The organism is Pseudomonas sp. AK106, assembly GCF_053903055.1.
Genome location: NZ_CP096426.1, coordinates 1,948,436 through 1,962,624, shown reverse-complemented (window position 1 = coordinate 1,962,624; position 14,189 = coordinate 1,948,436). Strand labels below are relative to the sequence as shown.

Here is a 14,189-nt window from a genome sequence, read left to right as displayed (position 1 = left end):
ATGAGCAATCAGATTCCGCTGCACAACGTCACGCCGCCGACTGAAAAGGACGGCGACACCGTTGACCTGTATGCCTCGCGGGAGAAGATCTACACCCGCGCGTTCACCGGGGTGTTCCGCACGCTGCGCATGGGTGGCGGCGCGGTGTTGTTCCTGCTGTATTTCGGCACGGTCTGGCTCAACTGGGGCGCGCATCAGGCGGTGTGGTGGAACCTGCCGGAGCGCAAGTTCTACATCTTCGGCGCGACGTTCTGGCCGCAGGATTTCATTCTGCTCTCGGGCATCCTGATCGTCAGCGCGTTCGGGCTGTTCTTCATTACCGTGTTCGCCGGGCGCGTCTGGTGCGGTTACACCTGCCCGCAAAGCGTGTGGACGTGGGTGTTCATGTGGTGCGAAAAGGTCACCGAAGGCGACCGCCATCAGCGCATCAAACTCGACAAGGCGCCCATGGACGCCAACAAGTTCGCGCGCAAGTTCGCCAAGCACAGCCTCTGGCTGCTGATCGGGTTGGTCACCGGTCTGACTTTCGTCGGCTACTTCTCGCCCATCCGCCAACTGCTGCTGGATTTCTTCACCGGCCAGGCCGATGGCTGGTCGTATTTCTGGGTCGGTTTCTTCACCCTGGCCACCTACGCCAACGCCGGCTGGCTGCGGGAACAGGTGTGCATTCATATGTGCCCGTACGCGCGCTTTCAGAGCGTGATGTTCGACAAGGACACCCTGATCGTTTCCTACGACCCACGGCGCGGCGAGGCACGGGGTGCGCGCAAGAAGGAAACGGATTACAAGGCTGAAGGCCTCGGCGACTGCATCGATTGCACGATGTGCGTGCAGGTCTGCCCTACCGGCATCGACATCCGCGACGGCTTGCAGATCGAATGCATCGGTTGCGCGGCGTGCATCGATGCCTGCGACTCGATCATGGAGAAGATGGACTACCCGCGCGGCTTGATCAGTTACACCACCGAACACAACCTTTCCGGTCAGGTAACCCATACACTGCGGCCCCGGTTGATCGGCTACGCCGTCGTGCTGGTGGTGATGACCGGCGTGCTGACCAGTGCGTTTTTGATGCGTTCGCTGGTGGGTTTTGATGTGAGCAAGGACCGCATGCTGTATCGGGAAAACGCCGAGGGCCGGATCGAAAACGTCTACAGCCTGAAAGTCATGAACAAGGACCAGCTCGACCACACCTATGTGCTCGACGCCACAGGATTGCCGGACCTGAAGCTGCAAGGCCGTCGTGAGATAAAGGTGCCGGCGGGCGAGATCATCAGCCTGCCGGTGGAGCTGTCGGTCGCGCCCGAGCAACTGCCGTCGAGCAGCAACGACGTCAGTTTCGTCCTCAGGGACGTTGAGCAGAGCGACACTGAAGTCCACGCCAAGAGCCGTTTCCTCGGCCCGCCCATTCGCTGAGAGAGGTCGGAAATGACCCCAGTCACCGCAGCACGTCCCTGGCACCGGCATCTATGGCCGTGGATCATCATCGGCATTCTGGCCTGCTCGGTGGCGTTGACCCTGGCCATGGTCACCATCGCCGTCACCCACCCGGACAACCTGGTCACCGACAACTATTACGAGGCCGGCAAAGGCATCAATCGCTCACTCGATCGCGAGTTGCTGGGTCAGTCCCTGAACCTGCACGCCCGCGTGGCTCTCGACGAGCTCACCGGCGAAGTGGATGTGCAACTGAGCGGCACCAGCCAGCCGGAAACCCTGGTCCTGAACCTGATCTCCCCGACCCAGCCGGACAAAGACCGCAAAGTGGTGCTGGCGCGCACGCCGTCGCAGCCGGGGCGCTATGTCGGGCAGCTGGCCGACAGGGTCGAAGGCCGGCGTTTCGTCGAATTGCTGGGGGTGGAGAACGCCCGGACCTGGCGCCTGTTCGAGGAAGAACGGATCGTTCCCGGGCAATCACTGACCCTGGGCGACGAGCCGCTTCAGGGCGCTGGCGGGCATTGACGTGAAAGCGACTGAGGGAATTACCCTGCGGCCTTGCTACCACTGCACGCTACCGGTCCCGCCGCGCGGGCGCTTCGTGGCCTCGGTGCTGGGTGAGGCGCGGGAATTCTGCTGCCCCGGCTGTCAGGCCGTGGCCCACGCCATCGTTGCCGGCGGCCTGGAAAGCTACTACCTGCATCGCAGCGAAGCGTCGGTCAACCCGCAGGTGTTGCCCTCGCCGTCAGCCGACGAGCAAGCCCTCTTTGATCGTCCCGACGTGCAAGCGGCCTTTGTCCGCCATGACACCCCCTCTGGCGATGTCGCCAGCAATGTGGCTGAAACGACGCTGATGATCGAAGGCATCACCTGCGCGGCGTGCGGCTGGCTGATCGAGCGGCATCTGCGCAGGTTGCCCGCCGTGGTCGAAGCGCGGCTGAACCTGTCCAGTCACCGCTTGCACCTGCGCTGGCATGACCAGCCATTGCCTTTGAGCGAGGTCCTGTCCGAGCTGCGGGGCATCGGTTACGCCGCCCACCCTTATCAGGCGGATGCAGCCACCGAGCGCCTGGCCCTGGAAAACCGTCGCAGCCTGCGTCAACTGGGCGTCGCCGGGCTGCTGTGGTTTCAGGCGATGATGGCGACCATGGCGACCTGGCCCGAATTCAACATCGACCTCAGCCCGGAAATGCACACAATCCTGCGCTGGGTGGCGATGTTTCTGACGACGCCCATCGTGTTCTGCAGCTGCGCGCCGTTCTTCAAAGGGGCGTTGCGCGACCTGCGCGCCCGCCATCTGACCATGGACGTTTCGGTGTCGCTGGCGATTGGCGCGGCGTATCTGGCGGGCCTCTGGACAGCGGTCACCGGCGTTGGCGAATTGTATTTCGACGCCGTCGGCATGTTCGCGTTGTTCCTGCTTAGCGGCCGCTACCTCGAACGCCGCGCCCGGGAGCGCACCCGCTTAGCGACCGAGCAACTGGTCAATCTGCTGCCGGCGTCCTGTCTGCGGTTGAACGCGGACGGTCAGACCGAGCGCGTCTTGACTGATCAACTGCGCCTGCACGATCACGTGCTGGTACACCCCGGCGCGATGTTGCCGGCGGACGGCCGAATCATCGCGGGTTGCTCGAGCATCGACGAATCGCTGCTCACCGGGGAGTACCTGCCTCAGCCGCGCCAGGTGGGAGACGCCGTCACCGCCGGCACCGCCAATAGTGAAAGCGTGCTCACCGTGGAAGTGCTCGCGTTGGGCGATGACACCCGGCTCTCCGCCGTCGTCCGACTGCTGGAATGCGCACAATCGGAGAAGCCGCCCCTGGCGCAGATGGCGGACCGCGCGGCGCAGTGGTTTTTGCTGATTTCGCTGGTGCTGGCGGCGTGTGTCGGTGTGGTCTGGTGGCAGCTCGATGCCGGCCGCGCATTCTGGATCGTGCTGGCGATGCTGGTCGCCACTTGCCCGTGCGCCTTGTCGCTGGCGACCCCGACCGCGCTGACCGCCGCCACCGGCACGCTGCACAGGCTCGGGCTGCTGCTGACCCGAGGCCATGTGCTGGAGGGGCTGAACCGGATCGACACGGTGATCTTCGACAAGACCGGCACGCTGACCGAAGGGCGCCTGACGTTGAGGGCGGTTCGCAGCCTTGGCGCCCTGAGCAGTGACGACTGTTTGAGCCTGGCAGCGGCGCTGGAAAGTCGGTCTGAACACCCGATTGCCCGGGCGTTCGGCAAAACGCCGCTGACCGCTGAACGGGTGGTCGCGACGCCGGGCCTGGGCCTGGAAGGCGAGGTCAACGGGCGCCTCTTGCGCATCGGTCAGCCCGGGTTTGTCTGCGCCTTGAGTGGCGTCGCCGTGCCCTCCATGCCGGAGGAGCCCGGTCAGTGGTTGCTGCTGGGGGATGACACCCAAGCCCTCGCCTGGCTGGTGCTGGATGATCGGCTGCGGGACGACGCGGCAAGGCTGGTCACCGCGTGCAAACAGCGCGGCTGGCAGACGTTGTTGTTGTCCGGCGACAGTTCGCCCATGGTGTCCATTGTCGCGACTCTGTTGCAGATCGATGACGCCCGGGGCAGCCTGCGGCCGGATGACAAACTCGCCATTCTGCAAGGGCTGCGCGCCGAGGGCCGGACCCTTCTGGTGATCGGCGACGGGGTCAATGATGTGCCGATGCTGGCGGCGGCCGACATCAGCATCGCCATGGGCTCGGCCACCGATCTGGCCAAGACCAGCGCCGATGCGGTGCTGCTGTCGAATCGTCTGCACGTGTTGGTCGATGCGTTTGGCCTCGCTCGGCGCACGCGGCGGGTCATTCTGGAAAACCTGGCGTGGGCCGGGTTGTACAACGGGCTGGTGCTGCCCTTCGCGGCGCTGGGCTGGGTGACGCCGTTGTGGGCGGCGGCGGGAATGTCGGTGAGTTCGCTGGTGGTGGTGGTGAATGCGTTACGTCTGACGCGGATGAAGCCGCTTTCTGCAGAATCCATGGCTGCCCGTCAGACGGTGACCCCATGAACCCATGCCCCGATTCGGAGGCCCGATGCCTGCGCTCTACATCATGATTCCGGCGGCGCTGCTGATTGTGGTGGTGGCGATCTACGTCTTTTTCTGGGCAGTGGACAGCGGTCAGTACGACGACCTCGACGGCCCGGCCCACAGCATTCTGTTCGACGATCAGGATCCAGGGCACAAGGCTGGGGTGGATGAGGCGTCGGGGAAAGGCAGAGCGGACCATAAAGGGGATCTGACCCAGTGAGTCAGTTGGTTTATGCAGCGCGTTTGAGTAAGCCATCGCGAGCAAGCTCACTCCTACAGGGGTATGCGTTCTCCTGTAGGAGTGAGCTTGCTCGCGATGGCGTACTAACGCTCACCGGAAAGCTTTCGGATAGCGCCCATGCATGACCTCCTCCCCCAACTCCTCTCCGCCCTCGTGCTGGGCCTGCTCGGCGGCGGTCATTGCCTGGGCATGTGCGGCGGTCTGATGGGCGCGCTCACCTTTGCCATCCCCCCGGAGCAACGCGGAAGACGCCTGCGCCTGCTGGTGGCCTACAACGTCGGGCGTGTTTTCAGCTACGCCTGCGCAGGATTGCTGATCGGCATGCTCGGCTGGGCCGTCGCCAACAGCCCGGGGGCGATGCTGTTGCGGGTGATCGCGGGGTTGCTGATGATCACCATGGGCCTGTACCTGGCCGGATGGTGGAGCGGCCTGACCCGCATCGAAGGGCTGGGACGCGGGGTCTGGCGCTACCTGCAACCGCTGACCCGCCGCTTGATGCCGGTGTCGACGACGCCCCGGGCTTTACTGCTGGGCGCGGTGTGGGGCTGGCTGCCATGCGGGCTGGTTTACAGCACGCTGCTGTGGTCGGCGAGCCAGGGCGATGCGCTGCACAGCGCGATATTGATGTTCGCATTCGGCGTCGGCACCTGGCCGGTGCTGCTCGCCACGGGCCTGGCCGCCGAGCGCATCACCGCCCTGCTCCGTCGGCGCAGCGTGCGCGTGGCTGGCGGAGTGCTGGTGATTCTGTTCGGCCTGTGGACACTCCCCGGCCCCCATCAACAGTGGCTCATGGGTCACACGCATCACACGATGAATCATGAGATGAATCCCGCCATGGATCATGCAGGCATGGGCCACGAGTAACCCAGCCCCCATCCGTTGACCCAGATCAATGCCCTCAGCGGCGGCTTCCCTACACTTCCCGCACCGCCATCCTTATCGGGAACGCCCCCATGCTCGACGACCTTCGTTGGGATTCTGAACTCATCCGTCGCTACGATCTGGCAGGGCCGCGTTACACGTCCTACCCCACCGCCGTGCAATTTCATACGCAAGTTGGCGCCTTCGAGCTGCTACATGGGCTGCGAGACAGCCGCAAGGCGTCGCGACCGTTGTCGCTGTACGTGCACATCCCGTTCTGCGCCAACATTTGCTACTACTGCGCCTGCAACAAAGTCATCACCAAGGACCGCGGTCGCTCCCAGGTCTATCTGCAGCGGCTCGAACGCGAGATCAGCCTGATCGCCGCCCACGTCGATTACCGTCAGGTGGTGGAGCAATTGCACTTCGGCGGCGGCACGCCGACCTTTCTCAGTCACCTTGAACTGCGCCAGCTGATGGCCCATTTGCGCCAGCACTTCACCCTGCTGGATGACCACTCCGGTGACTACGGCATCGAAATCGATCCGCGCGAGGCGGACTGGTCGACCATGGGCCTGTTGCGCGAGCTGGGCTTCAACCGCGTCAGCCTCGGCGTCCAGGACCTTGATCCGCTGGTGCAGCGGGCAATCAACCGCCTGCAAAGCCTGGAAGAAACCCGCGCCATCGTCGAAGCTGCGCGCACCCTGCAGTTTCGTTCGGTGAACATCGACCTCATCTATGGCCTGCCGCTGCAGACACCAGAGGGTTTTGCCCACACCGTCGAGCAAGTCATCGCCCTGCAGCCCGACCGGCTGTCGGTGTTCAACTACGCCCACCTGCCCGAGCGCTTCATGCCCCAACGGCGCATCGACACCGCTCAGTTGCCCAGCCCGGAACAGAAGCTGGAGATGCTCCAGCGCACCATCGAGCAGCTGACGCGTGCAGGCTATCGCTACATCGGCATGGACCACTTTGCGCTGCCCGATGACGACCTCGCCATCGCTCAGGAAGAGGGCACGTTGCAGCGCAATTTTCAGGGCTACACCACCCATGGCCACTGCGACCTGATCGGCCTCGGTGTCTCGGCAATCAGCCAGATCGGCGAGCTGTATGCACAGAACACCGTCGACCTCACCGAGTACCAGACCCTGCTGGCCAGCGACCAACTGGCAACCAAACGCGGTCTGCTCTGCAACGAAGACGATCAGCTGCGGCGCACCATCATCAGCCAGCTGATCTGTCATTTCCGCCTGGATTTCGCCACCGTCGAAAACGCATTTGCCATCCACTTTCGGGAATATTTCCGCGAGCAGTGGCCGCAATTGCTGACCATGTCCACGGACGGGCTGATTCTGCTTGACCCGACCGGCATCACCGTCACGCCGGCAGGACGCCTGCTGGTGCGCTCGATCTGCATGGTGTTCGATGCGTATTTGGGCACGCAGTACCGTCAGCGCTATTCCCAGGTGATATAGGCCCGCGTGATATAGGCCCAGGTGATATAGGAATGTTCCGCCTGGCGCGGAGGAATGATTTCGGGCCAAGGAAGGCGCGTGGTAGTCGCAGGGCTGACCCTGAGTTACCCTTACGACTTATGTGTGTTTCTTCACAAGGAATTACCCGATGTCTGAGCCAGTCAAACTGCGTGCTCACACCCAGGCTCATTGCAAGGATTGCAGCCTGGCCCCGTTGTGCCTTCCGCTTTCATTGAACATGGAAGACATGGACGCACTGGACGAAATCGTCAAACGCGGCCGCCCCTTGAAGAAAGGCGATGTTCTGTTTCGTCAGGGCGACACCTTCGCTTCCGTCTACGCCGTCCGTTCCGGCGCGTTGAAAACCTTCAGCCTCAGCGACAGCGGCGAAGAACAACTCACCGGTTTTCACCTGCCCAGCGAACTGGTCGGGCTGTCGGGCATGGACGCCGAGGCGTATCCCGTCACGGCGCAGGCCCTGGAGACCACGTCGGTGTGCGAAATCCCCTTCGAACGGCTGGACGAATTGTCGGTGCAACTGCCGCAATTGCGTCGCCAGTTGATGCGGGTGATGAGCCGGGAAATCCGCGATGACCAACAAATGATGCTGCTGCTCTCGAAGAAAACCGCCGACGAGCGCATCGCCACGTTTCTGGTCAACCTCTCCGCCCGCTTCCGCGCCCGGGGTTTCTCCGCCAACCAGTTTCGCCTGAGCATGTCGCGCAACGAGATCGGCAACTACCTGGGTCTGGCGGTGGAAACCGTGTCCCGGGTGTTCACCCGCTTTCAGCAAAACGAGTTGATCGCCGCCGAGGGCAAGGAAATCCACATCCTTGACCCGATTCAGCTCTGCGCGCTGGCCGGGGGATCGCTGGAAAGCTGATGCATGATGGTCCGGGCGGGCTTAGACTGGCGTCTTTTGAGTCATGTCCTGCCCGAGATCCTTATGATTTTCGACGAAGTCAGCATCAAATCCCTCATCCGCCCTGTGGTGGACTTCCCCAAACCCGGCGTGATTTTCCGTGACATCACCCCGCTGTTCCAGTCACCCAAGGCCCTGCGCCTGGTCATCGACAGCTTCATCCAGCGTTACATCGACGCCGAGTTCACCCACGTCGGCGCCATGGACGCGCGCGGGTTTCTCATCGGTTCGATCGTCGCCTACGAACTGAACAAACCGCTGGTGCTGTTTCGCAAGCAAGGGAAGTTGCCGGCCGATGTGCTGGCCGAGGCCTATCAGACCGAATACGGCGAAGCGCTGCTGGAAGTCCACGCCGACAGCTTGTGCGACGGGGATTCAGTGGTGATGTTCGATGACCTGATCGCCACCGGCGGTACCCTGGTCGCCGCCGCCAACCTGATCCGCCGCATGGGCGCCAAGGTCCACGAAGCCGCTGCGATTATTGATTTGCCGGAGCTGGGCGGCTCACAACGCCTGCGCGACATGGAAATCCCGACGTTCTGCCTGACCCAGTTTGCGTTGACGGAGAAGTAAGGCCACGATCAAAGTCGATCGGTTCGCCGGATGTCTGTAGGACAGGCTTTAGCCGGGAACAGGCCAGTGAGGGCACCCTGGATTCGGGGTGTGACACCTGCCGCCTTCCCGGCTAAAGCCGGTCCTACACCCGAGTTCACTCCGACAGGTACTCAGCGCATTGAAGACGGAGAGACTCGTTACAACTGAATCGGCTTGCGCCCTGCAAACGAGTGCGCGAGCGTGCCGCCGTCGACCAGTTCCAGCTCGCCACCCAGCGGCACGCCGTGGGCAATGCGCGAGGTGACCAGGCCTTTGTTGGTCAGCAGTTGGGCGATGTAGTGCGCCGTCGCTTCGCCTTCGACCGTGGGGTTCGTGGCGAGGATGACTTCGGTGAACGAGCCCTGCTCTTCGATCCGTGCCACCAGCTGCGGAATGCCAATGGCTTCAGGCCCCAGACCGTCCAGCGGCGACAGATGCCCCTTGAGCACGAAGTAGCGCCCGCGGTAACCGGTCTGTTCCACCGCATAAACGTCCATCGGGCCCTCCACCACGCAGAGCAGCGTGTCGTCGCGCCGGACGTCCGAGCATTGCGGGCAGAGTTCTTCTTCGGTGAGGGTGCGGCATTGTTTGCAGTGCCCAACGCCTTCCATCGCCTGACTCAACGCCTGGGACAGACGCGAGCCACCACTGCGATCACGCTCCAGCAGCTGCAACGCCATGCGCTGGGCGGTTTTCTGACCGACGCCGGGCAGGATGCGCAGGGAGTCGATCAACTGGCGAATCAGGGGGCTGAAGCTCATTGGAGAAACGTCCGACAAAAACACGAGACGCGGTTTATACCCGCGCCTCCGATTACCGTCAAATCAGGGTCATGAGACCTTGACCACCAGCTTGCCGAAGTTCTTGCCGTCGAGCAGGCCAATGAATGCGTCCGGGGCATTCTCCAGGCCCTCCACTACGTCTTCGCGGAATTTCACCTTGCCGTCCTTCACCAGCGGAATCATGGCCTGCATGAATTCGTCCAGACGATCGTAATACTCTTCGTAGACGATGAAGCCCTGAATCTTCGCACGCTTGGTCAGCAGCGTGCGCATCAACAGCGGCAGCCGATTCGGCCCCTCTGGCTCACTCTGGGCGTTGTAATGGGCGATCAGCCCGCACAACGGCACCCGCGCACGCTCATTGAGCAGCGGTATGACCTTCTCCAGCACCTTGCCGCCGACCAGTTCGAAATAGATGTCGATGCCGTCCGGAACGGCCGCCTTCAGCTGCTCGGCGAAGTCCTCGCTGCGGTGATCGATGCAAGCGTCAAAACCCAGCTCATCGACCACGTAACGGCACTTGTCTTCGCCACCGGCAACGCCCACCACCCGCAGGCCATTGAGCTTGGCCACTTGACCCACCACCGAACCGACTGCCCCCGAAGCCGCCGCGACGACCAGGGTTTCGCCCGCTTTCGGATTGCCGATGTCCATCAAGCCCATGTAACCGGTGATGCCCGGCATACCGAGCACGCCGACCGCCATTGACGGGCTGGGCAGGTCCTTCGGCGCCATCAACAGATTGCTGCCATCAGAAATGCTGTGGGTCTGCCAGCCGGTCTGACCCACGACCAGATCGCCTTCCTTGAATGCCGGATTGCGCGACTGCTCGACCACGCTGACCGCGCCGCCCTCCATCACCGCGTCGATTTCCACCGGTGCCGCGTAGGACGGCGCGTCGCTCATGCGACCGCGCATGTAGGGGTCGAGGGACAGATAGAGCGTGCGCAGCTGCACCTGGCCGTCTTGCAAGTCAGGGAGTGCCTCGCGCTCGAGTCGGAAGTTTTCCGGGGTCGGCGCGCCTTGGGGACGGGACGCCAGGACGACACGTTGGTTGAGGATCAATTCTTGGGTCATCGAAATGGGCTCCATGATGAAGGGTTGCAAGGGTATAGAAAGCAGACCGTGGGCAGCCGGACGGGTTCGGTCGGATGTGGGCTCCCTATGGCGCGCTTCGTGCTGACGGCTTGCCGCCGTGCCCAAACGAAAATGCCAGGCACGAGGGCCTGGCATCTTGATGTCGCAACCGCCGTCCGATCAGAACGGCATTTTCATGCCCGGCGGCAGCTGCATGCCGGCGGTCATGCTAGCGGTCTTTTCCTGGCTGGCCGCTTCGATCTTGCGCACAGCGTCGTTGACGGCCGCAGCGATCAGGTCTTCCAGAATTTCCTTCTCTTCCTGCATCAGGCTGTCGTCCAGGCTGACGCGCTTGACGTCGTGACGCCCGGTCATGACCACGCTGACCAGACCGGCGCCAGACTGGCCTGTCACTTCAGCGTTGGCCAGTTCTTCCTGCATCTTGGCCATTTTTTCCTGCATTTGCTGAGCCTGCTTCATCAGGCCTGCCATGCCACCTTTCATCATGGGAGTTACTCCTCGGAAGTCATCGGATAGAAAGTCATTGAACAATTAGGGGCGCCCTATCAGCTTAGCGCCCCCGGGAATCATCGGGCGTGGACTTACGCCTGGGTCGGCGCATCCACCGGAACAATGGTGTCATCGCGAATCGACGCACCGAACTGCTGCATCATCTGCTGAATGAACGGATCGCTGTGGATCGCCGCCTCGGCCTGCTTCTGCCGATCGGCACGCCGACGCGCCGCTGCCTGAGCCGGGGTTTCCTGCTCGGGCTTGATCAGTTCGATACTCAGGTTGAGGGTGCGTTCATGGTATTGGTTCAGCGCGTCGTTCAGACGGCGCTGCTGCGTCGAGTTGAACAGCGCACTGTGGGCCGGATCAAGGTGCAGCAGCCAGTTGTCGCCCTCCACCGAAATCAGCGTGCAGTTGGCGGCGATGCTGCCGGTCATGCCGGAAATCGGCAGTTTCGGGAACAGCTCAAGCCAGTCTGCCGCAAGACCGGTGGCAGGCTTGGACGCCGGCAACAGTTCGGGCTCCTTCTCCACCGCTTCGACGGCTTCGTGGGCCAGGTCATCGAGATAAGCGAACGACGCAGGGTCGATGTCGATGTCCGGCTCGATGTAGTCGTCATCGGGCGGCGGCTCGTCGTCGCGCTCCATCGGCGCCGGCACGTAAGGTGCGGCATCGGGCACGTGCTCGATCATTTGCGGTGTCACCGCCTCGGCAGCGGCTTGCAGCTGTTCTGACGATGCGAGTTCGGGCGCGTCCGGCACAGGGCTCGCGGGGGCCGGTGCCGGCATTGGCGTCAGGTCCGGCTGCTCGGCGACGGTGTCGAGGACGGCCTCGGGCCTCTCGGCCACGGACGCGGGCTGTGGGGACGGCTCGTCCTCGGGTTCAGGCTCAGGCTCAGGCTCAGACTCAGGCTCAGACTTGGTCTCGTTCTCGGGCTCGGCGGCAGTGGCTGGCACCGCGGCGTTTGGCTCGTTCCACGGCAGATCGATCTCTGCCTCCGCTTTTGCCGCCACAGGCTCGGGCAAGGCGACAGGCGCCGGCGTGTCGATGACAGGCGCCGGGACAGTCTGGGGTCGGGATGCTGCGGATGCTGAACTCGCCACCGCTGTCCGGGAATCAACCGTGGCCGGGTTGATCCCCACTGACTTTAACGGCTGCGTCGGCGCGTTGTCGGCGTCTGCGGGCCGGAACGCCAGCATGCGCAGCAGCACCATCTCGAAACCGCCCCGTGGATCCGGCGCCAGCGGCAGATCGCGGCGACCGATCAGGCCCATCTGGTAGTAGAACTGCACGTCTTCGGCGGGCAACGCCTGGGCCAGGCCCAGCACGCGATCGCGATCGCCGTGGCCGTTATCGACCCCTTCAGGCAGCGCCTGGGCGATGGCGACCCGGTGCAATACGTTCAGAATCTCCGAGAGCACGCCGCTCCAGTCCGGCCCCTGTTCGGCCAGATGCCGCACGGCTTCAAGCAACGAACGGGCATCCCCCTCGATCAACGCGGCCAGCACGTCGAACACCTGGCCGTGATCCAGCGTGCCGAGCATGGCGCGCACGTCGGACGCCAACACTTTGCCTTCGCCGAAGGCGATCGCCTGGTCGGTAAGGCTCATGGCGTCACGCATCGAGCCATCGGCCGCGCGACCCAGCAGCCACAGCGCGTCGTCTTCGAACGGAACGTTTTCGACGCCAAGGACGTGGGTCAAGTGTTCAACCACACGCTCAGGCGTCATGTTTTTCAGGGAGAACTGCAGGCAGCGGGACAGAATGGTCGCCGGCAACTTCTGCGGGTCGGTGGTGGCGAGGATGAACTTGACGTAGGGCGGCGGCTCTTCCAGCGTCTTGAGCAAGGCGTTGAACGAGTGGCTGGAGAGCATGTGCACTTCGTCGATCAGGTAGACCTTGAAGCGACCGCGACTGGGCGCGTATTGCACGTTGTCGAGCAGCTCGCGGGTGTCTTCGACCTTGGTGCGGCTGGCGGCGTCGATCTCGATCAGGTCGACAAAACGGCCCTCGTCGATCTCGCGGCACACCGAACATTCGCCACACGGCGTTGACGTGATGCCGGTTTCACAGTTCAGGCACTTGGCGATAATCCGCGCGATGGTGGTCTTGCCGACCCCGCGCGTGCCCGTGAATAAATAGGCGTGGTGCAGGCGCTGGCTGTCCAGCGCGTTGATCAAGGCCTTGAGCACATGGGTCTGGCCGACCATTTCGCGGAACGAGCGCGGACGCCATTTACGTGCAAGAACCTGATAACTCATTGAAAACCGTCGCGACTGGGTTGCGGAAGACCGCCAATGCTAGCGGAGCAGGGGCAAAATTGCATCTGGTGTCCGACGCTTATCGCTTTATTATGGCTGGCCTGGCTCCGCAAGACGGCTCCGCGAGACGGTTCCCTCACAAGGTCCCACACCTGGATTCCGAAGACACAGCAGGCTTGAAACGTCGCACTGTTACTTCGAGGGATCCGGATGCGAGTGTGGGTGAGTGGCTTGGGACTTTCGAGTGCCTTGGGGTTATGGAGCGCGTCGGCGCTCGCAGACGGTCCGCCGTTGCGCTTCGCCGTGGCCGACAGTTGGTCGATGCCGCTGATGCAGGTGGGCCCCGACGGACCAGAGGCCGGGATTCTGTTCGACATCATGGAAAGCCTGGCCCGCCAGATCGGCCAGACCGCCCAGTACCGTGTGTACCCGCGGCTGCGTGTGCAGGCGGCCACCGAGCGCGGTGAAGTCGATGTGCGCTGTTACGCCGCGCAATCCTGGTTGCCGGACATGTCGGGGGACTACACCTGGAGCCTGCCGCTGCTGACCCAGCGCAACGTGCTGGTGGGCAGCGCCTACGACACCGCCCCCTTTGAGCTGAGCGCGATTCTCGGCGATCACATCGGTACGGTGCTGGGCTACGCCTACCCGGTGCTGGACCCGCTGTTCGCCACCCGCGATCTGATCCGCGAAGACGCGAGGTTGCAGGAGCAGGTTCTGCAAAAGCTCTCGGCCCACCGCTACCGATACGCCGTGGACACCCAGTGGTCGCTGGATTGGTACAACCGCGACCGGAAAGCCGACGAGAAACTCAGGGCCGTGTGGGTCATCGATGAGCAGCCGGTGGGCTGCGTCGCCCGCAACGACCCGAGCGTGCCGGCGCAACGCATCATGCGCACGCTGCTGAGGATGAAGATGTCCGGGGAGATCGAGCGGATTGTCGAGCGGTATCAGGTGCATTCGGGGAATCCGGCCGATCCCTATTGAGCCTGCGA

The 14,189-nt window shown here is 63.2% G+C and carries 13 protein-coding genes; 9 read left to right on the top strand and 4 right to left on the bottom strand.

The genetic code is table 11. From position 1 onward, the window contains the following. The 8 genes from ccoG (at position 1) to M1E04_RS08895 (ending at position 8,540) form a co-directional block, all read left to right on the top strand. Positions 1-1,416 carry a cytochrome c oxidase accessory protein CcoG gene (ccoG, locus tag M1E04_RS08930; RefSeq protein ID WP_296308318.1) on the top strand — a complete coding sequence of 472 codons (1,416 nt, stop codon included), beginning with the start codon at positions 1-3 and terminating at the stop codon, positions 1,414-1,416. A gap of 12 nt (positions 1,417-1,428) precedes the next feature. After that, on the top strand, positions 1,429-1,962 hold the full coding sequence (locus tag M1E04_RS08925) for a FixH family protein (protein ID WP_296308319.1): 534 nt from the start codon (positions 1,429-1,431) through the stop codon (positions 1,960-1,962). Positions 1,963-1,981: 19 nt separating this feature from the next. After that, a complete protein-coding gene (locus tag M1E04_RS08920) occupies positions 1,982-4,447 on the top strand; it encodes a heavy metal translocating P-type ATPase (protein ID WP_456293166.1) in 2,466 nt (821 codons plus the stop codon). Positions 4,448-4,472: 25 nt separating this feature from the next. Further along, positions 4,473-4,688, top strand: a complete 216-nt coding sequence (gene ccoS / locus M1E04_RS08915; RefSeq protein WP_296316103.1) for a cbb3-type cytochrome oxidase assembly protein CcoS — start codon at positions 4,473-4,475, stop codon at positions 4,686-4,688. 138 nt (positions 4,689-4,826) lie between these two features. After that, positions 4,827-5,573: a sulfite exporter TauE/SafE family protein gene (locus tag M1E04_RS08910; RefSeq protein WP_456292784.1), complete on the top strand. Its 747-nt coding sequence runs from the start codon at positions 4,827-4,829 to the stop codon at positions 5,571-5,573. Between the two features lie 89 nt (positions 5,574-5,662). After that, positions 5,663-7,045, top strand: coding sequence for an oxygen-independent coproporphyrinogen III oxidase (gene hemN, locus M1E04_RS08905; protein WP_456292783.1), 1,383 nt, complete (start codon positions 5,663-5,665; stop codon positions 7,043-7,045). 148 nt (positions 7,046-7,193) lie between these two features. Continuing rightward, positions 7,194-7,928, top strand: coding sequence for a fumarate/nitrate reduction transcriptional regulator Fnr (gene fnr, locus M1E04_RS08900; protein ID WP_065988695.1), 735 nt, complete (start codon positions 7,194-7,196; stop codon positions 7,926-7,928). A 63-nt stretch (positions 7,929-7,991) separates the two neighbouring features. Then, complete coding sequence (locus M1E04_RS08895; RefSeq protein ID WP_065988696.1) at positions 7,992-8,540, top strand: adenine phosphoribosyltransferase; 549 nt, start codon at positions 7,992-7,994, stop codon at positions 8,538-8,540. A 179-nt stretch (positions 8,541-8,719) separates the two neighbouring features. On the opposite strand, the gene recR is transcribed toward M1E04_RS08895, so the two are convergent. The 4 genes from recR to dnaX form a co-directional block, all read right to left on the bottom strand. After that, a complete protein-coding gene (recR, locus tag M1E04_RS08890) occupies positions 8,720-9,322 on the bottom strand; it encodes a recombination mediator RecR (protein WP_065988697.1) in 603 nt (200 codons plus the stop codon). Positions 9,323-9,391: 69 nt separating this feature from the next. Beyond that, on the bottom strand, positions 9,392-10,420 hold the full coding sequence (locus tag M1E04_RS08885) for an NADP-dependent oxidoreductase (protein ID WP_369319290.1): 1,029 nt from the start codon (positions 10,418-10,420) through the stop codon (positions 9,392-9,394). A 180-nt stretch (positions 10,421-10,600) separates the two neighbouring features. Continuing rightward, positions 10,601-10,927, bottom strand: a complete 327-nt coding sequence (locus tag M1E04_RS08880) for a YbaB/EbfC family nucleoid-associated protein (RefSeq protein WP_065988699.1) — start codon at positions 10,925-10,927, stop codon at positions 10,601-10,603. 95 nt (positions 10,928-11,022) lie between these two features. Further along, positions 11,023-13,194 (bottom strand): DNA polymerase III subunit gamma/tau, encoded by a 2,172-nt coding sequence (gene dnaX, locus M1E04_RS08875; protein WP_456292782.1) that lies wholly within the window; start codon positions 13,192-13,194, stop codon positions 11,023-11,025. Positions 13,195-13,425: 231 nt separating this feature from the next. On the opposite strand from dnaX, the gene M1E04_RS08870 reads away from it, so the two are divergent. Continuing rightward, positions 13,426-14,181: a substrate-binding periplasmic protein gene (locus M1E04_RS08870; RefSeq protein ID WP_456292781.1), complete on the top strand. Its 756-nt coding sequence runs from the start codon at positions 13,426-13,428 to the stop codon at positions 14,179-14,181. The last annotated feature ends 8 nt before the right edge of the window (positions 14,182-14,189 follow it).

Coding starts and splice junctions, on each gene's coding strand:
- recR (WP_065988697.1), bottom strand. CDS start 9,322: ATGAGCTTCAGCCCCCTGATTCGCCAGTTGATCGACTCCCTGCGCATC.
- M1E04_RS08925 (WP_296308319.1), top strand. CDS start 1,429: ATGACCCCAGTCACCGCAGCACGTCCCTGGCACCGGCATCTATGGCCG.
- M1E04_RS08895 (WP_065988696.1), top strand. CDS start 7,992: ATGATTTTCGACGAAGTCAGCATCAAATCCCTCATCCGCCCTGTGGTG.
- ccoS (WP_296316103.1), top strand. CDS start 4,473: ATGCCTGCGCTCTACATCATGATTCCGGCGGCGCTGCTGATTGTGGTG.
- fnr (WP_065988695.1), top strand. CDS start 7,194: ATGTCTGAGCCAGTCAAACTGCGTGCTCACACCCAGGCTCATTGCAAG.
- M1E04_RS08885 (WP_369319290.1), bottom strand. CDS start 10,420: ATGACCCAAGAATTGATCCTCAACCAACGTGTCGTCCTGGCGTCCCGT.
- ccoG (WP_296308318.1), top strand. CDS start 1: ATGAGCAATCAGATTCCGCTGCACAACGTCACGCCGCCGACTGAAAAG.
- dnaX (WP_456292782.1), bottom strand. CDS start 13,194: ATGAGTTATCAGGTTCTTGCACGTAAATGGCGTCCGCGCTCGTTCCGC.
- M1E04_RS08880 (WP_065988699.1), bottom strand. CDS start 10,927: ATGATGAAAGGTGGCATGGCAGGCCTGATGAAGCAGGCTCAGCAAATG.
- hemN (WP_456292783.1), top strand. CDS start 5,663: ATGCTCGACGACCTTCGTTGGGATTCTGAACTCATCCGTCGCTACGAT.
- M1E04_RS08910 (WP_456292784.1), top strand. CDS start 4,827: ATGCATGACCTCCTCCCCCAACTCCTCTCCGCCCTCGTGCTGGGCCTG.